At 66.3% G+C, this 16,676-nt stretch carries 15 protein-coding genes and 2 riboswitches; of the genes, 3 read left to right on the top strand and 12 right to left on the bottom strand.

Annotated features, from left to right (window positions below):
- Window positions 1-134: 134 nt before the first annotated feature.
- From PV768_RS02655 to PV768_RS02700, 10 genes are all read right to left on the bottom strand, one after another.
- Window positions 135-3,185, bottom strand: coding sequence for an alpha-mannosidase (locus PV768_RS02655; protein WP_421092209.1), 3,051 nt, complete (start codon window positions 3,183-3,185; stop codon window positions 135-137).
- Window positions 3,186-3,334: 149 nt separating this feature from the next.
- Window positions 3,335-4,213 (bottom strand): formate dehydrogenase accessory sulfurtransferase FdhD, encoded by an 879-nt coding sequence (fdhD, locus tag PV768_RS02660; protein WP_321215409.1) that lies wholly within the window; start codon window positions 4,211-4,213, stop codon window positions 3,335-3,337.
- Window positions 4,214-4,294: 81 nt separating this feature from the next.
- The gene (locus tag PV768_RS02665; protein ID WP_421092210.1) at window positions 4,295-5,671 is read right to left on the bottom strand and encodes a molybdopterin molybdotransferase MoeA; all 1,377 of its coding nucleotides are present in this window, start codon (window positions 5,669-5,671) and stop codon (window positions 4,295-4,297) included.
- Window positions 5,668-5,961, bottom strand: a complete 294-nt coding sequence (locus PV768_RS02670; RefSeq protein WP_199775326.1) for a DUF6457 domain-containing protein — start codon at window positions 5,959-5,961, stop codon at window positions 5,668-5,670. The genes PV768_RS02665 and PV768_RS02670 overlap by 4 nt, the downstream gene beginning before the upstream one ends.
- 16 nt (window positions 5,962-5,977) lie before the next feature.
- Window positions 5,978-6,619: a molybdenum cofactor guanylyltransferase gene (gene mobA / locus PV768_RS02675; protein ID WP_321215407.1), complete on the bottom strand. Its 642-nt coding sequence runs from the start codon at window positions 6,617-6,619 to the stop codon at window positions 5,978-5,980.
- A gap of 49 nt (window positions 6,620-6,668) precedes the next feature.
- Window positions 6,669-7,169 carry an HNH endonuclease gene (locus PV768_RS02680; protein WP_104996890.1) on the bottom strand — a complete coding sequence of 167 codons (501 nt, stop codon included), beginning with the start codon at window positions 7,167-7,169 and terminating at the stop codon, window positions 6,669-6,671.
- A gap of 260 nt (window positions 7,170-7,429) precedes the next feature.
- Entirely contained in the window at window positions 7,430-8,197 is a 768-nt protein-coding gene (locus PV768_RS02685) for an NlpC/P60 family protein (protein ID WP_157239034.1), read from the bottom strand.
- Between the two features lie 159 nt (window positions 8,198-8,356).
- Window positions 8,357-9,028, bottom strand: a complete 672-nt coding sequence (locus tag PV768_RS02690) for a C40 family peptidase (RefSeq protein WP_157239035.1) — start codon at window positions 9,026-9,028, stop codon at window positions 8,357-8,359.
- Between the two features lie 70 nt (window positions 9,029-9,098).
- Window positions 9,099-9,296, bottom strand: a riboswitch (cyclic di-AMP (ydaO/yuaA leader).
- 112 nt (window positions 9,297-9,408) lie between these two features.
- Complete coding sequence (locus PV768_RS02695; protein WP_157242685.1) at window positions 9,409-10,230, bottom strand: M23 family metallopeptidase; 822 nt, start codon at window positions 10,228-10,230, stop codon at window positions 9,409-9,411.
- A 10-nt stretch (window positions 10,231-10,240) separates the two neighbouring features.
- Window positions 10,241-10,483, bottom strand: a riboswitch (cyclic di-AMP (ydaO/yuaA leader).
- A gap of 118 nt (window positions 10,484-10,601) precedes the next feature.
- Window positions 10,602-11,294 carry a metal-dependent transcriptional regulator gene (locus tag PV768_RS02700; RefSeq protein ID WP_321215406.1) on the bottom strand — a complete coding sequence of 231 codons (693 nt, stop codon included), beginning with the start codon at window positions 11,292-11,294 and terminating at the stop codon, window positions 10,602-10,604.
- Window positions 11,295-11,574: 280 nt separating this feature from the next.
- Between PV768_RS02700 and serC the strand changes: the two genes are divergently transcribed.
- Complete coding sequence (gene serC / locus PV768_RS02705; protein ID WP_321215405.1) at window positions 11,575-12,705, top strand: phosphoserine transaminase; 1,131 nt, start codon at window positions 11,575-11,577, stop codon at window positions 12,703-12,705.
- A gap of 65 nt (window positions 12,706-12,770) precedes the next feature.
- Here serC and PV768_RS02710 read toward each other — a convergent pair whose 3' ends face one another.
- Together PV768_RS02710 and PV768_RS02715 are read right to left on the bottom strand one after the other, a co-directional pair.
- Window positions 12,771-13,325 carry a DUF3027 domain-containing protein gene (locus PV768_RS02710; protein ID WP_157239038.1) on the bottom strand — a complete coding sequence of 185 codons (555 nt, stop codon included), beginning with the start codon at window positions 13,323-13,325 and terminating at the stop codon, window positions 12,771-12,773.
- A gap of 6 nt (window positions 13,326-13,331) precedes the next feature.
- The gene (locus PV768_RS02715) at window positions 13,332-13,715 is read right to left on the bottom strand and encodes a cold-shock protein (RefSeq protein WP_104996883.1); all 384 of its coding nucleotides are present in this window, start codon (window positions 13,713-13,715) and stop codon (window positions 13,332-13,334) included.
- 226 nt (window positions 13,716-13,941) lie between these two features.
- Between PV768_RS02715 and PV768_RS02720 the strand changes: the two genes are divergently transcribed.
- Both PV768_RS02720 and PV768_RS02725 read left to right on the top strand, forming a co-directional pair.
- Entirely contained in the window at window positions 13,942-14,175 is a 234-nt protein-coding gene (locus PV768_RS02720; RefSeq protein ID WP_157239040.1) for a hypothetical protein, read from the top strand.
- A 10-nt stretch (window positions 14,176-14,185) separates the two neighbouring features.
- Window positions 14,186-16,672 carry a helicase-associated domain-containing protein gene (locus PV768_RS02725; protein ID WP_421092211.1) on the top strand — a complete coding sequence of 829 codons (2,487 nt, stop codon included), beginning with the start codon at window positions 14,186-14,188 and terminating at the stop codon, window positions 16,670-16,672.
- The last annotated feature ends 4 nt before the right edge of the window (window positions 16,673-16,676 follow it).

Raw genomic sequence — 16,676 nt, forward strand, 5'->3', positions numbered from 1 at the left:
TTTCTTGAACGCTTGCGTTCCGGGGGCCTTCGCATGCATTGGGGGGATGAGTGGTGGCGGGACGTTGGGGACCGCCCCCACTCAGCCTATTTAACGCTGTTTTCGGGGCGCCAAGCCCCCCCCGCCCCTCATGCTCATTTAGGGGCCGGGCGAGTCTCCCTGGCAAGCCTGAGGGTCACCAGCTGGAACGGCCGCAGAACCAGATCCGCTCCGTCCCGGCACGTTTCCACTCCGGGTGCGGGGACCGGGCGCTCCAGCAAGTCGACGGCAGTGACGCGCCGCACCGGAAAGTTCGCCGTGAGCTTCCCCGCAGAGCGCTCGCCCAGTGACTCGTACAGGCGGACAACCACGTCGCCGGACCCGTCCTCGGCCAGCTTGACCGCTTCAATGACCAGCGCAGGATTCGTCACGGAGAAGAGCGGTTCCACCGGCGAAGCGCCGCGGACCAGCCGGGGCACGAGGTTGGTCCGGTAGCCTTCCTCCACGGCATCGGCAATACCGGCTCCCGGACGGATGGTGACGGTGAGTTCATGAAGCCCGCGGTCGGCGTCGGGATCCGGGAACTTCGGGGCGCGCAGCAGTGAGAGCCGCACGGTAGTGGTGGTGCCGCCGTCGGACTCCCTGATGCTCCGCGTGACATCGTGCCCGTAGGTGGAGGAGTTGGAAATGGCCACGCCATACCCCGGCTCGGCCACGTGGATCCACCGGTGTGCGCAGATTTCGAACTTTGCCGTTTCCCAGGACGTATTGGTGTGCGTGGGCCGGAAGACGTGGCCGAACTGCGTCTCCGCCGCAGACCTCTCCGCCCGGACATCCAGGGCGAACCCGAGCTTGAGCAGCTTTTCGCGTTCCTGCCAGTCCACGGATGTGGTGATGGAAAGGGACGGGCTGCCGGCCGCAAGGCTGATGTGCTGCGTAACGGGGGACGCGCCGGCAAGCCGCTCCACCGTGACGACAGCCTCTGCCCCTTCCCGGCTCAACCGCACGGATGCCGCCTGGGTCAGCGTCGTGACGTTGCGCCGGTAGAACCCGTCGATGTCCCAGGCGTCCCATTCGTTGGGCGTGTCCCGGTGCAGTTCGAGGAGGTTGCCGCGCTGGCCCGGCGCAATGGCTTCGCGGCCGGTGGCATGATCCACCAATGACGTGAGAAGCCCGCTACCGTCCAGCACCGCGCGGATGACGCCGTTGTCCAGGACGTAGCCGCCGTCATGGGCCTTGGCATGGACCTCTCCGGCCGGCGCGGCAGGTTCGCCCGCAGCCAGGGCGGGAACGCCGGCCCTGGCATGCGGCGCTGCGTTCAGCAGGAAGGTCCGCTCGCCGTTGCCCAGCGTGGCGGCGGCAGCCTGGCTGATGATTGCTTCAAGGGCTTCACCGATTGCCTGGTAGTTGCGCTCGGCATCCTGGTGCACCCAGGCAATGGCGCTGCCCGGAAGGATGTCATGGAACTGCTGCAGCAGCACCAGCTGCCACAGCCGCTTGAGCTCAGCGGCCGGGTAAGCGTATCCGCCGCTGGCACGGACCGCGGCCGTTGTGCACCACAGTTCGGCCTCCCGCAGCAGGTGCTCACTGCGCCTGTTGCCCTTCTTTGTCCTGGCCTGGCTGGTGTAGGTTCCGCGGTGCAGTTCGAGGTACATCTCGCCAACCCAGACAGGCAGGACGGGGTAGTCTTCCTCCGCCTGCGTGAAAAAGCTCTCGGCCGAGCCGATCCGGACCTTGGGCGAGCCTTCCAAGTTGGCGGCGCGCGACGCTGCCGCCAGCATTTCCCGCGTTGGTCCGCCACCGCCGTCGCCGTAGCCGAACGGCACCAGGGACACGGTGCCGCGCCCATGGTCCCGGTAGTTGCGTTCCGCGTGTGCCAGTTCGCGGCCGGTCAGCTCCGAGTTGTAGGTGTCTACCGGCGGGAAGTGGGTGAAGAGCCTGGTGCCGTCAATGCCCTCCCAGTTGAAGGTGTGGTGGGGAAACTTGTTGGTTTGGTTCCAGGAGATCTTTTGGGTCAGGAACCAGCGGCTGCCGGCAGACTTGACGATCTGCGGCAGCGCAGCAGAGTAGCCAAATGAATCAGGCAGCCAGGCTTCGTGGCACTCAACGCCGAATTCCGCCATGAAGAAGCCCTTGCCCTCCACGAACTGGCGTGCCATGGCCTCACCGCCGGGCATATTGGTGTCCGACTCGACCCACATTCCGCCCACGGGGACAAACTGGCCAGAGCGGACCTTCTCGCGGATACGGCTGAACAGTTCAGGGTAGAGCTCCTTGATCCAGGCCAGCTGCTGCGCGGAGGAGCAGGAGAACACAAAGTCCGGGTTTTCATCCATCAGGGACACCACGTTGGAGAAGGTCCGTGCACACTTGCGGACCGTCTCTCGCACCGGCCAGAGCCAGGCGGAGTCGATGTGCGCGTGGCCGGTGGCCACCAGCTGGTGGGCTGAGGCATAGGCCGGCCGGGCCAGTACTTCGGCAAGTGCTTCACGTCCCGCTGCGGCGGTGCCGGGAACATCGTCCGGGTCCATGACGTCCATCATGCGTTCAAGGGCGCGGAGGATCTCATGCCGCCGCGGCAGTTCCAGCGGCAGTTCCGCCATCAGGCCGGAAAGGGTCCGGATATCCTGCTGGAGTTCCCAGACCGCCTGGTTCAGTTCCGCAATGGCGATGTTCCCCAGCCGGTACTGCGGCGCCGTCCCGGCCGTGGATTTGTCACCGTACGGCATGGGGGCGAAGGTCCAGCCCTGCGCGACGTCCGGGTTCGCGGCGGCTTCCACGTAGAAGTCCACCGCCATGCCGCCACCCAGCAGCTTCAGCGGTATGTACTGGTTCCTGGGCGAGACAGCCTTGATGGTGGTTCCGTCCGGACGCCAGGCCAGGCCTTCGCACTGGAAGCCGGGAATTTCGGTGGTGAACCCGAGGTCCACGAGCACTTCAACAGTGGTGTCCGGCCCGGTGCCCCACGATTCGGGGACTTCGCCCTGGAGCCGGAGCCATTTGGTCCCCCAGGGCTTCCCCCAGGGAGCCCCGTGTTCCTGGGGCTGGAAGTCCTGCCGCATTGCCTCCAGCGCGGGGACTGGCTCATCGGGCGCATCCCAGCTGCTCAGGGTAAGGGGAAGGCTCCGGCCGTAGACCGCCGGGCTAATCCGTTCACGCACGAACCTTTGGAGGCGGACTTCCGTTATCCGGCGGTCGTCATGCAATGTGGGCCCTCTTCAGCGGTTGGGACTGGACCATGCTGTCCATTCGATGGATAAATCTACCCGCTGGTAGCCCGTTAACCAACCCTTTAGGAAAACGCATCCCGGACGCTGACCTGCGCGCAAGTCAAGCTTACGACGGCGGCCCAAGCTTACGACGGCGGCGCCGCGGCCACCGGCCGCCGTATCCTTCCGTCACCGGCATAGATGTTAAGGCTGGTTCCCCTGCTGAAGCCGGCGAGGGTCACTCCGCTGGCCTCGGCGAGTTCGACGGCAAGGCTGGACGGCGCACTGACCGCAGCGAGGACGGGGATTCCGGCGAGCGCAGCCTTTTGGACCAGCTCGAAGGATGCCCGGCCGGAGACTTGGAGCACGGTGCCGCGCAGCGGCAGCAAACCTTCCCGCAGGGCCCACCCCACAACCTTGTCCACCGCATTGTGCCGCCCCACATCCTCCCGAAGGCACAGAAGCTGGGGGCCGCCGTCGTCCCCTATCTTGAAGAGCCCGGCAGCATGGACGCCGCCGGTGTCATCGAAGAGGCGCTGGGACTCCCGGAGGATGCCCGGAAGCGAGGCAAGCACCTCCGCGGAGACGCTCAGCGGATCCCCGGCGGGGTTGAAGTGTGAGGATTTCCGGACGGATTCTATGGAGTCGGTCCCGCAGATGCCGCATGAACTGGAGGTGTAGACGTGCCGGCCGATGGAAGGAAGCTCCACGTCGGGCCGCAACTGGGCCTCCACCACGTTGAAGGTCTGCACCCCGTTTTCGTCTTCCCCGGCGCAAAAGCGCAGCGAAACGAGCTGGCCGGACTCCCAAATGACGCCCTCTGACACGAGGAACCCGGCCACGAGGTCGAAGTCATCCCCCGGCGTGCGCATGGTTACCGAGTAGGACAGGCTTCCCAGCCGGATTTCCAGCGGCTCTTCCACCGCCAGGACGTCCTCCCGGTACCGGACCGGAAACTCGAGGGCGTTCGGGGAACCGTCCAGCACATACTTGTGCACCTTGCGGCGCTGGGTCACGCGTCCCATATCCCACCGTTCCTGTCCATATGTCCATCATCGCAACTGCCTTGGGGCGATGCCAGCGTGGCTGCAGCACGTTGGCAGGCCTCAGCCAAGGAGTGCGCTCCAGTCTACGGGGCCGGCCGGCGCCGGTTTGGCGGCCGGCTTGCCCGTCCGTCCGGCAGTGCGCGCCTTCGTCTTGGCGGCGGGCTCGGGCGGCGCCGGGATGGGCGGCCCCCACGGAAGGGCAAAGGCGGGCACCAGCTCTCCCAGCTGCACCCCGTGGGGAGGCACAACCAGAACGCCGTCCGCTGAAGCCAGCCCGCGCATCATGCCCGGGCCGGTGTGCTGGGCGGGAGAGGCCATGCCGTAAAGCAGGCGGAACGGGACCAGGCGTGTGCGCCCGGGTTCGGGGTCGAGGGTGGTTCCGCAGGGAACCTCCTGCACGGCCGGCAGCGTGCGGTGTCCGAGCGCCGCCAGCAGCGGGGCCCCCACCGTGGAAAGTGCCATCATGGCTGCAAGGGGGTTACCCGGCAGTCCAAGCACGAACCGCCCGTCCGGAAGTTCGGCCAGGACGGCCGGGTGTCCGGGACGCATGGCCACGCCGTCAATGATCAGCCGCCCGCCCAGCTCCCGCACGGCCCGGCGAAGGTGGTCGGTGCCGGATTTTCCGGTCCCGCCTGTGGTGATGACGACGTCGGCCGGCAGGTCCGGCGCGCCCGGCACCCCGGGGACCACGTCCTCCAGTGCCGCCAGCCATTCAGCGTACGAATCGCCGATCCGTTGCTGTCCGCCCGGCAGCCCGCCCAGCATGCCCACCACGGCCGGTAGCTGCGGGCCGAAGGTGTCACGCACCTGCCCCGGAACCGGCAGGCCGCTCCCAACCACTTCGGAACCGGTCAGCAGCAGCCGGACCAGGGGCTTTCCCTGGACCACAAGTTCGTCATAACCGGCCAGGGCTGCGAGGGCCAGGTGCGCAGGGTTCAGCACCACGCCGGCCTTGACCAGGATGTCCCCTTCCGAGGCCTCCTCCCCTGCTTTCCTGACATGCTGGCCTGCACGGGGTTCGCCAGGGCGGGCAGTGCCGCCGGTCACCAGGACGGGCAGCCCGTCTTCGTCTTTGTCCAGGCGGGCGCTTTCGCTGCGCAGCACCGCCTTCGCCCCGGGCGGTATGAGTCCCCCCGTGGCAATGGGACTGGCCTGGTGCGGAGCCAGCGGCAAACCTGCATCCACCAGGATCCACGGCCCCGTGCCATTAACGGCCCAGCCGTCCATCGCCGATGACGCATAGTGGGGCATCTCCTGCAGGGCCACAATGTCCTGGTCCAGCCTGCGTCCGAGGGCCAGCTCCAAAGGAACAGGGCCGGCGGGGATTGGAGTGCCGGCGTCGAAAGCTGCCTGCCGGGCTTCTTCCCACGTATGGTCGAGGTGCCTCGGCTGCCCGCCCTCGGGGGCATCCGCTGCTTCCTGGGACTCCGTCGTCATTCGCCGGGAGCCCCGGCGGCTTCAGCATCGTAGTCGGCAGCCAGGGAACGGGCCACGGCCAGGGCGGACTCCATGGAAGCAGCATTGGGTGCCCGGCCCGAGCCGGACGCCAGGCCGGCGGCATACCCGGCAATGAACGTCGTCAGGGGCGCGGCCGGACGGACCACCGAGTGGGCGGCCACACCGGCCAAGGCAAGGATGGCGTTGACGTCCACCTGGACGTCCTCCAGTTCATAGGCCTGGAGGAGGGACCTGCACCACTCCTCCAGCGTTTCATCCTGGCTTTTCACGAACGTGCCTCCCTATTTAACTGCGGCTGCGCCGGTCCTGGCCTTTGTCCTGGTTGCCGGCGGCAATCCCTAGTGCGGCGGCATCATCCCAGGTGTCCACGTCTGCCGTGGAACCTGCAGGGACGGTGACAGGCTGCACCTCCAGACTAGCAAGGAGGGAGCGCACGGAGCCGTTAATAAGGGCGCCACGGGACGAGAGCTGCGCCGCCGAGGTTTTTAACGCAGCCGTGCGGTAAAAACCGGCCAGAGGCTGGAGCCGGCCGTCTTCCGCGCGTGCCATGGCGCCGTCTGCGTTCGTCGAAACCATGGCCGCCACCAGTGCCTCCACTGCGTCCCGGACCAGCGGCATGTCACACGCCAGCACCAAAGTGAACTCCGCCTCGTGTCCGTCCCGGGCCAAGGCGTCAAGTCCGGCGGAGATGGCAGCTGCCGGCCCCGCGAACTCCGGCTCTTCCCGGCAGAAAAGCACCCCGGGGACAGAATGTCCGGCGTCCGGGCCCACCACCGCCGTCCGCGCAGCATCCGCTGCAGCGGCCAGGGCGCGCTGGAGGAGGGTGTCATGATGGAAAACCAAGCCCTGTTTCGGCACCCCGCCCAACCGGGAAGACCGGCCGCCGGCCAGGATCACTGCATTGAAGTCCAGCCGCTTCTGTTCCATGCCCCCAGCCTAGCCATCGGCGGCGCTGCGGGCGTGCCGAAGGTTCCGGTCAGGCGGCCCGCTCCGGCAGAAGGAACGGATCCCAGGCTGGAGTGGGCTTCTCAAGTTCCTTGATCTGCCAGATGGTTCCATGCGGTGGCTCCGGGACGAAACGCAGTTTCCAGCCCATTTCCGCCGGCGTATGGTCGCCCTTGACGTTGTTGCAGCGCAGGCAGGCCGCCACCAGGTTCTCCCAGGAGTCCTCGCCGCCCCGGGACTTGGGGTGGACGTGGTCGATGGTGTGGGCCGCTTTACCGCAGTACGCGCATCTGTGGCCGTCGCGCCTGAGCACTCCGCGGCGGCTGACAGCAGTGGCCTGGTTGTACCTCGGCCGGATGTAACGGTTCAGGAGAATCACCGAGGGACGGCCCAGGATTTCCTGCGGTCCCACCACGGGATCATCGCCTTCGGCAACCACGCTGGCCTTGCCCGTGAGCACAAGCACCAGCGCCCGGCGGAAAGTGATCACCGCCAGGGGCTCATACCCAGCATTCAGAACGAGAGTGCGCATGCACGTACCTCTTCACGGCCGCACCCGTCCAGGGGCACGAGGGCCGGCTGCCCTCGGCATGTCCGGGCTATGGATCGACACCACAAGAGTAAACATAGAAGCGCGCGATCGGCTAATCGCCCTTTCCCTGAACGGTCGTGTCGATCCAGTCAGGCGGCGCATACTGAACGGCTGGAGCAGCCGGCAGTTAAAAGGCAAGAACCCTTGCCGTGAGGGCAAGGGTTCTTTTGAGTCCTGGTCGGACCGCCGGAACTGGCGGGTCAGTTCACTCGGATGAACACGGGGCCGGAGCCGACGTTGGCGCTGAAGACCACCGTCTGGTTTCCGTTGTAGCCACCGTGGACGGCCTGGCCGTTGCCTGCGTAGACAGCAATGTGTGCCATGCCGGCACCGCCGTCGGCGTAGTAGATCAGGTCGCCGGGCTGCGCCTCGGCAGCGCTGACGGTGCGACCCAGGGAGAGGTAGCCTGCAGGCCAGTCGTGGAAGTTGATCCCCACTGCTGCCAGGGAGTTCGTGACCAGCATGGTGCAGTCCTGCATAACACCCAGCTGGGCGTATGCAGCCGACAGGATGGCTGCACCCTTGCCGCTGGCGGAAGCAGTGGGAGCGGCGGCCGGGGCCGAGGCCGTGGAAACCTTGGCCGTGACCTTGGGAGCAGCAGGCTGGGCGACGGGGGCCGGCTCGGCCTCCTGGACCTCGACAGGTGCGGGTTCTTCGATAACCGGGGCCGGCGTGGTGGTGACGGCGGGCTTTTCGAAGGTGATGTTGATCGTGGAGGCCGCGGAGATGGGGGCTTCGACGGCGGATTCAACTTCCAGGGTGGAAGCCGGAGCGGAGTCGCGCTGGACGTTGGAGTCGGCAGCGTTCGCCGCGATGCCGCTGGTCAGTACCAGGCCGGAAGCGGCGGCGATGACAGCGGCCTGGCGGCCTACGCCGCCGGCGTTCTCGCCGACAGCCTTGGCGATGATGGCGATTGAGCTGGTTTTGGTGACCTCGGCGCGATGCCGTGCGGTAGCACGAGTAGTCATCAGTTCTCTCTTTCGTTTTCCTCAGGCCGTTGTGGGCACCAAGGGATGTGGACGCGCCGGCATCTTGGGGGTACGCCGGCACGCCCCGAACGGGGATGTGGTGTTAGCGGAAAGCGTGGTGGAGCAAAGAAATAGTTCTTGGACCCGAGGGTCCAAGAACTATTTGCTGATGGTGAAGAACGAAGAGGTGCCGGTGGCGGCTACGGCGTGGAGCAGCGTGCCCTGGGAGGGGTTGAGCGCGCTGACCATCATGCCGTTGCCGACGTAGATGCCGACGTGCGCTCCGCCGTTCTGCATGACCAGGTCGCCGGGCTGCGGGGTGGAGGTGGGGGTCATGGCAGTCCAGGCGTTGACGCGGGGGATGCTGATGCCGGCCTGGGCGTAAACCCACTGGGTGAAGCCGGAGCAGTCCCATCCGGTGACCGGGCTGGTGCCGCCCCAGACGTAGGGGCTGCCAATGCCCGTGTAGGCGATGGCAGCAATGCCTGAGGTGGAAGCGGAAGAGACAGTCTTGGCCAGCTTGTCCGCTGCAGACTCCGAACTCGACGCTGCGCCCGTTTCCGTGGCGGTGGACTGTGGGCGCACCCGCTCCGGCTTCGGGGCGGCAGTGGTCTTGACCACGGGCCGCTCGAACGACACGGTGGCCGTGGGGGCTGCGGTGACTGCCAGGGCAGCCTGCGCGGAGCCGGACTCGGTGGAAGCGGAAACACCAGCGGTGGTGTCCGCTGCGTTGGCGGGCAGGCCCATGCTGAGGATAAGACCGGAAGCTGCGGCGATAACGGCAGCCTGGCGACCTACTGTCCCGGCATTGGCACTAACAGCCTTGGACATAGTGTCCAAGGGGTTGGTACGAACCGTTTGCGCACGGTGGCGCGCAGAATTATTGCGTGAAGACACGAAGGTAGCCTCTCCCAATGCCTGCGAGGTGAGCTGTCGGATTCGGATGGGAGTCACCCGGCCGCGCTGCTTCCAAGGAAGTTTTGCGACTTAACCCCAAGGTCTTAGCCAAAGCCAAGACCAAAATTGGTTCCCCCGCCCCTGCCAGACGATGAAATGCGAACGGACCTTGAGCGGTGGCAGAGTTAGGCAATCCGCACAAGAGCGTCAACTTCGGAAAAGTTGACGCGAGTTAGACGGTACAGCAGTTTTGAGTGAATGTCACATTCAGGTCACGGCAAGTCACGATCATCTGATAGTTCACCGTCACTTGACTACAGCCAGCCAGTCGGATCGACCACTTCGCCGTTGACCTGCACCTCGAAGTGGAGGTGGCAGCCCGTGGAGGCGCCCGTGGTCCCGCTAAGGGCAATTACGTCCCCGCGCGAGACGGTCTGCCCCTCCCTCACGCTGAAGGAGGAGAGGTGGTTGTACGTGGTTTCCAGGCCGTTGCCGTGGTCCACCACAACGCGGTTTCCGCCGCCGAACTGGTGCCAGCCCACGAAGGTCACGGTACCGGTGGCGGCAGCGAAGACCGACGTACCGCACTGGGCCACATAGTCCTGGCCGCGGTGGAAGTCGCCTGAGCCACCGGTGATCGGGCTGACGCGGTAGCCGAAGGGGGACGCTGTGGTCAGCGTGGCCAGTGGAGCGCCGAGGCTTCCTGCCGAGGCAGCACGTGACACCGAGCCGGCGGACTGGGCACTGAGAAGCTGCTTGAGCTTGCCGTCCGGATCCGCCTGGGTGACCACGGCGGAACGGCTGAAATCGATCTGGGCACCGGCCTCGGCTGAGATCTGCGGCTGCGGCGTGACGGCTGAGGCTGCCATCGGAGTAACACCGGGAGCGTCGGTGGCCATCACGGGGCTGGTGGCCGGCACCGTCACGGTCAGCACCAGGCCTGTGGCTGCGAGTGCGATTCCGGCCTTCTGGCCGATTCCGCTCGCAGCAGCGAACTCGGTGACTTGGCGGAAGGGACCACGACGGCGGCGCGCATCACGGTGGGGATCGCGGGGGCGTTCCGTGGTGATGACTTCAACAACCCGCGGCGTCGAAGCGGGCACCGCTGCGCGGCGGCGTCCCCTGGGGGTCTGCATGGACAAGAAGGGTTCCTCTCTGGAAAGCCTGCGAAGTTAGCTGTCGGATTCGGGTCAGAGAGTTCAAAGACCCGGTCCGCCGTAAGCAAGCTTCGGCACAGAGGTATCCACGGAGGATCCTTCACTGGAAGAGGCTTGCTGCTGACGGACTTCACCCCAAGGCAGTCCCCCGGCTGCCGTTTGTGGTTCCCCCGCCTCTGCCAGTAATGACTCGTGCACCTGATCCGCTGGCAGAGCTCGGCTCCAGATCAGGTAACGCTTTAGTATCAACGCTTGGGTTTAACTATAGGGGCAAAAGTCCCAAAGTAACAATTCCGTTATCTTTGCGTAACCGGCACCCGTTGGGGTAGCCGGGAGGCCTCAAGCGGTCCCTAGCGTACGGCCACGAAGACGTGCGCCGCGACTTCCGGCGGCAGCTCCAGGGCCCCTTCGATGCCCGGGACGCGGACCGAAATGTACTCCCCCACCCGCTCCAGCGAGACCGAGGCACCGGGCCGGATTCCGCCTTCATCAAGCTGGACCAACAACTCGGGTTCCACCTGGATCGGCTCTGCCAGGCGGCTGACTGTCACCTCAGACGCCGGGCCGTAGGTCTTCATGGCCTCAAGCAGGCTGACCGCCGCGTCCGCAGCGGCCTGCGCCTCGCCCCCGAGGGCCGCCAATCCCGGGATGGGATTGCCATACGGGGACTCAGTGGGATGGTTCAGCATTTCGTAAATGCGCCGTTCCACCCGTTCGCTCATGACGTGCTCCCAGCGGCAGGCTTCGTCATGGACGTAGGCCCAGTCCAGCCCGATGACATCGGCCAGGAGCCGCTCCGCCAACCTGTGCTTCCGCATGACTTCGGTGGCGCGCTTCCGGCCCACCTCCGTGAGTTCAAGGTGCCGATCTCCGGAGACAACCACCAGGCCGTCCCGTTCCATCCTGCCGATGGTCTGCGACACAGTGGGCCCGGAGTGGCGCAGCCGCTCCGCGATCCGGGCCCGGAGGGCAACGATGTTTTCTTCCTCAAGCTCCAAGATGGTCCGAAGGTACATCTCCGTAGTGTCGATCAGATCCGTCATCCAGCTCAGCTCCTCGAGCGCAGTACCTTGCGTTGTCCCACCGTACCGCCTTCACATGCAGCGTGGTCCGTTGGAAAGCTTAGCCTATTTTGAGTTTGTCCGAATAGTTGACGGCGCGGGCAGGGGCCCTGTCTCAATGTCTGGACTATGACGGTCCCGGTTCCCGCTGAAACAGCTGTTCAGGCAGAATGAGGGAGGGCCCGAGTCACAGTCGCCGCGACTGCCTGGCACCCACATCCGTCCGGACCAACACCCCGTCCACGCCGAAATTGGAGCACCTGTGAGCGAAACCAGCATCACTATTCCCGCCGACCTCCTGCCCAAGGACGGGCGGTTCGGCGCCGGTCCCTCCAAAGTCCGGCAGGAGCAGATCGATGCCTTGTCCGCCGCATCGAAGACCATCCTGGGAACGTCCCACCGGCAGGCACCGGTCAAGAACCTGGTGGGGTCCGTACGCGAAGGCCTGAGCCAGTTCTTCCGTGCCCCGGAAGGCTATGAGGTGGTGCTGGGCGTGGGCGGTTCCACGGCGTTCTGGGACGTCGCCAGCTTCGGCCTGGTGGAGAAGAAGGCGCAGCACCTCTCATTCGGTGAATTCGGCTCGAAATTCGCGGCAGCCACCAACAAGGCACCTTTCCTGGATGCCTCCTCCATCATCAAATCCGAGCCGGGAACCCGCCCTGCTGCGCAGGCTGAGGCGGGCGTTGATGCCTATGCCTGGCCGCAGAACGAGACGTCCACTGGCGTGTCCGCCCCCGTTAAGCGCGTGGCTGGCGCGGATGAGGGCTCACTGGTCCTTATTGACGCGACGTCGGCAGCCGGCGGCCTGGACGTCGACGTGGCGGAGAGCGACGTCTACTATTTCGCCCCGCAGAAAAACTTTGCCTCCGACGGCGGGCTGTGGCTTGGCCTGTTCTCGCCGGCTGCACTGGAGCGCGCGGCCCGGATCAAGTCCACCAGCCGCTGGATCCCGGACTTCCTGGACCTCCAGACGGCCATTGACAACTCCCGCCTGAACCAGACCTACAACACGCCGTCGCTGTCCACCCTGGTGACCCTGGACGCCCAGGTGCAGTGGCTGAACGCGAACGGCGGGCTTGACTTCGCTTCGGCGCGGACTGCAGATTCTGCCGGACGCATCTACAGCTGGGCGGAGTCCTCCGAATTCGCCACGCCGTTCGTCGCCAACCCGGACGAGCGCTCCAACGTAATCGCCACGATTGACTTCGACGATTCAGTGGACGCGGCCGTGGTGGCCAAGGTCCTGCGGGCCAACGGCATCGTGGACACCGAGCCGTACCGGAAGCTGGGCCGCAACCAGCTGCGCATCGCCACGTTTGTGGCCATCGAGCCGTCCGACGTCTCTGCCCTGCTGGCGAGCATCGACTACGTGGTGGGCGAACTGCGCAAGTAGGCCGGCAGCCTTAACGTACGACGGCGCCGCCCGGGATCATCCCGGACGGCGCCGTTCGTGTGTGGTCAGGAAGTCCTTGCTTCGTCGCCGGGCTGTCCACCGTCGCCGGGCTTTTCCTCCCCGGATTCCTGGCCCTGTTCCGGCTCCTGGGCCGGCACCTGCTCCGGCTCCTGCTCGTCCTCGGGTCTGACACGTTCCGCCCACGGCACCCATTCCGGGGCAAGGATCGAATCCTCCGACGGCAGCAGGCCGAGTTCGTTGACGGTGACGACCTTGGAGCGGGAGTTACGGGTGAGCACCGCGTACCACTGCCAGCCCAGGTAACCGGCCAGCTTCGACTCAAACAGATGGGTCACCAGGCGGTCGCCTTCGCTCTTGGCCGCAAGGTGTTGGCCGATCGTAGCCGGTGCCGTGATGCCCTCGATGGCGGTGCGGGCGGTGTCCACGGCTGCAGCCAGGAAGGCATCAGGCTTGCCTGTCCGCCACACCGGAACTCCCGCGCGGCGCTTGGACATGGCCTTGGCCCCCGCAGCCGCAGGGTTGGCAGCGGCAGCAGCCCCCGCCGTCGGACCGTCCTGGTCCTGGGCGGCGGCCACCGGCTGTTCAGCTTCCGGGTTCATCGGCGCCTAAACGTCCAGCTCGTCGGCAACCTTACGCAGGGCAGCGGCGATGGCCTTGCCCTTGTTGCCTTCCGGATACTTGCCTGCGGAGAGGGTTCCGGAGAGATTGTCCAGCACGGTCACCAGGTCCTGGACCAGCGGGGCGAGTTCCTTGGCGTTGGGCCGTTTGGCCTTGGCGATCGAGGGCGTCTTGTCCAGGACGCGCAGCCCCAGGGCCTGGGCGCCCTTGCGTCCGTCGGCTACCCCGAATTCAACCCGGGTGCCTGCCTTGAGCTCTGTTACGCCTTCGGGCAGCGACGATTTGGGCAGGAATACCTCCTGGCCGTCTTCGCCTGCGAGGAACCCGAAGCCCTTGTCCTTGTCATACCACTTGACCTTGCCGGTAGGCACGTAATCAACCTTCTTCGTTCTGACGTCTTCTGACACGGCCAGCCGTCACCGCATCCGCACTGCAATGCGGGTTCAAGGTATGGCGGCTGCGGACCGTGTTGGTCTATCCCTCAAGGTTATCCTGCCCACCGCCCTATTGACGCTTTCAACGGCCCAGTGCAACCTTCCGGCTGCCTCCTTCAGCACCATTCACTCCCGGTGCGGCAGGAGGGGTAGCGTTACGTCCATGACACCCTCGCGCTACCGGCGTGCCCTGATGATCATCGCCGCGGCTGTGGCCGTGCTTTCCCTGGTGGCAGTGGGCACCGTGATGGCCCTTGCCTTTGCCGGCTCAGTGGCTCCGGCCTGGGTCACCTATACGGCGCTTTACGGCCTGCCGCTTGCGTTCCTCCTGATGCTGTTCCTGGTTCTGGACAGCGTTGCCGGGCGCCGCCGGGCAGCAAACCCGGACCGGCGGTAACGTTGGACTGATGTCCCTCATTCGCGCATTGAGCAAGGAGCTGGAGGCACGCAGCGACGATTCACTGCGTGCGCTGTTCGATGCGCGGCCGGACCTCATTTCGCCCCCCGTTCCGGACTTCCCCGCCCTTGCCGCGCGGGCAAGTGCCCGGCTCAGCGTGCAGCGGGCACTTGAACGCCTCAACCGTCCGCAGATGCAGGTCCTCGAAACCCTCCACCTGTGCACCAATACGGACACCGGCCACAGCGCGTCCGCCGCGGGACTCCGGAAGATGATTTCCGGGTCTTCGGCAGCCTCGGTGGAGCGGATCCTGCATTCGCTGCAGGAACTTGCGCTGGTGCACCGCGCCGAGCCGCCGCACGGCACCCCGGCATCCGCGGCGAAACACCACTACTACCTCCCGGTGGGTTCGCTGAAGGACGTGGTGGGCATCTATCCCGCCGGGCTGGGCAGGAGCTACACCGAGCTGGTCCGCCTTCAGCCGGCCTTCGCGCAGCGGGCCGTGCAACTGGTGTCCGAACTGCACCGCAGCGGTGTTGCCATCCACGATGCCACCACCCCCATGGAGGCGGCGCTGGCGCTGCAGCACTGGACCTCCTCCCCCGAGGCTCTCCAGAGCATACTGTCCACTGCCCCGGAGCGGACGACGGCGCTGCTCGCCAGGTTCCGGAACTGGGCCATGGGTGCCGTCCCCCAGGCCCAACGGAAGGCCTCAATCGCCACGGAAGGATCCGACGTCGGGCCCGTGGACTGGCTCCTGGCGCGGGGCCTGCTGGTGCCGCTGGACGCGGCGCACGTCGAGCTGCCGCACAGCGTGGGGATCTCGCTGCGCGGCGGTGCGGTGATCGACGATTTCACGTTGTCGCCCCCGGTCCCCCAACTCGGCCGGACCTCAGCGGCGCTGCGCCGGAACGCAGCACTCAGCGCCATCTCGGAGACGCTGCGCCTGGTAAGCGATTTGCTCCACGCTGTAGGGGAGCAACCGCTGGTCACGCTGCGCAGCGGCGGTGTGGGAGTGCGCGAGATGAGGCGCCTTGCCGAACTGCTGCGGATCGACCTGCAGCACGCGGGAATCCTGCTGGAGCTGACCGCACTGGCCGGACTCATCCGCCTGGATGTCGATTCCTCGTCCTGGATCCAGCCTCCGCAGCTGGAATGGCTCGTCCTGCCGCGGCAGGAACAGTGGCTCTGGCTGGTGAACGCCTGGCTGTCCAGCCAGCGCGTGCCGTCCCTGGTGGGCCAGCCCGTCAATGGAACGCGCAGCGTGCCGGCGGCACAACGCTCCGCCTCCGGCAGCACCGTCATCGCGCTGTCAGCCGAAGCGCAGCGGCCTGATGCCCCGGTGGTCCGCAAACGCATCCTGGAGATCCTGGATGAGCTGACTGCCGAGGCAGGCGCCCCGGACGGGACCGCACCAGTACTTGATGCCGCAGCTGTTCTCCAGCGCGCAGAGTGGGCACAGCCCAGGATGGCCAGGCGCTTCAGCTCGATGATCCGCGGCGTGCTCGCCGAAGCCGAGCTCCTTGGACTGGTGGGATCCGGAGCCCTGAGCCAGCTTGGAAGCGCGTTGGCGGAAGACAACCCTGAAGCCGCGCTTGCCATCCTGGGCGAGCACCTGCCGGCAGCTGTCACCCACGTTTTACTGCAGGCCGACCTCACTGCCGTCGCCCCGGGGTACCTGGCCCCCGAACTGACCGGGAAGCTGCTGCTGATGGCTGACGCGGAAGGCCAAGGTCCGGCAACCACCTACCGCTTTTCGGCCGGCTCCATCAAGCGGGCCCTGGACAGCGGACAGGACGCCGCCGGCATCCTGGAGTTCCTCCGTGAGCACTCTGCCACCGCCGTGCCCCAGCCACTCGAATACCTTGTGGAGGACACGGCCTCACGGCACGGAAGATTGCGGGTGGGGGCGGCTGCCAGCTTTATCCAGAGCGAAGACGAAGCCGCGCTCCTGGAGCTTCTCTCCGGGCCGAAGGCGTCCGGCCTGAACCTGGTGAAGATTGCGCCCACCGTCCTGGTTTCCTCGGCACCGCCGCGGGAAACCGCCCAGGTTCTCCGCACCCTGGGGCTCTCCCCCTCCGTGGACGGCGCGGACGAACCGGTGGTCCGGCTCCGGGCAGCCCCGACCCCGCAGGACCACCTGCGCCCTGTCTACACCGCCCCGCGGACGGCGCCGGGGGCTGAGGAGGTGGACGCACAGCTCGCGGTCCTGCGCCAGGTGGGTGCCGCCGTCGGACACCGCGGCGGTTCCGGACACCGGGACGGCGAGGCCGGAACCCAGCTGGGGCTTGAGGCCCTGCAGCGGGCCATCAGGCTCAAGCAGCGGATCAGCATGAACGTGGTGGACGGGCTGGGGAATGCCAGCCTGGAAGTAGTTGTTCCGCTATCAGTAAGCGGCGGACGCGTCCGGGTGTTTGATCCTGCAAAGGAAACAGAACGCGTGCTGTCCATCCACCGCATCATCGACATTGAGGCTGCAGAGGAACTGCGCCAGTGAAGGA

Source organism: Pseudarthrobacter sp. CC4, assembly GCF_048957775.1.
GTDB lineage: Bacteria > Actinomycetota > Actinomycetes > Actinomycetales > Micrococcaceae > Arthrobacter.

Coding starts and splice junctions, on each gene's coding strand:
- fdhD (WP_321215409.1), bottom strand. CDS start 4,213: ATGGGACGCGTGACCCAGCGCCGCAAGGTGCACAAGTATGTGCTGGAC.
- PV768_RS02665 (WP_421092210.1), bottom strand. CDS start 5,671: ATGACGACGGAGTCCCAGGAAGCAGCGGATGCCCCCGAGGGCGGGCAG.
- mobA (WP_321215407.1), bottom strand. CDS start 6,619: ATGGAACAGAAGCGGCTGGACTTCAATGCAGTGATCCTGGCCGGCGGC.
- PV768_RS02680 (WP_104996890.1), bottom strand. CDS start 7,169: ATGCGCACTCTCGTTCTGAATGCTGGGTATGAGCCCCTGGCGGTGATC.
- PV768_RS02685 (WP_157239034.1), bottom strand. CDS start 8,197: ATGACTACTCGTGCTACCGCACGGCATCGCGCCGAGGTCACCAAAACC.
- PV768_RS02690 (WP_157239035.1), bottom strand. CDS start 9,028: ATGTCCAAGGCTGTTAGTGCCAATGCCGGGACAGTAGGTCGCCAGGCT.
- PV768_RS02695 (WP_157242685.1), bottom strand. CDS start 10,230: ATGCAGACCCCCAGGGGACGCCGCCGCGCAGCGGTGCCCGCTTCGACG.
- PV768_RS02700 (WP_321215406.1), bottom strand. CDS start 11,294: ATGACGGATCTGATCGACACTACGGAGATGTACCTTCGGACCATCTTG.
- PV768_RS02710 (WP_157239038.1), bottom strand. CDS start 13,325: ATGAACCCGGAAGCTGAACAGCCGGTGGCCGCCGCCCAGGACCAGGAC.
- PV768_RS02720 (WP_157239040.1), top strand. CDS start 13,942: ATGACACCCTCGCGCTACCGGCGTGCCCTGATGATCATCGCCGCGGCT.
- PV768_RS02725 (WP_421092211.1), top strand. CDS start 14,186: ATGTCCCTCATTCGCGCATTGAGCAAGGAGCTGGAGGCACGCAGCGAC.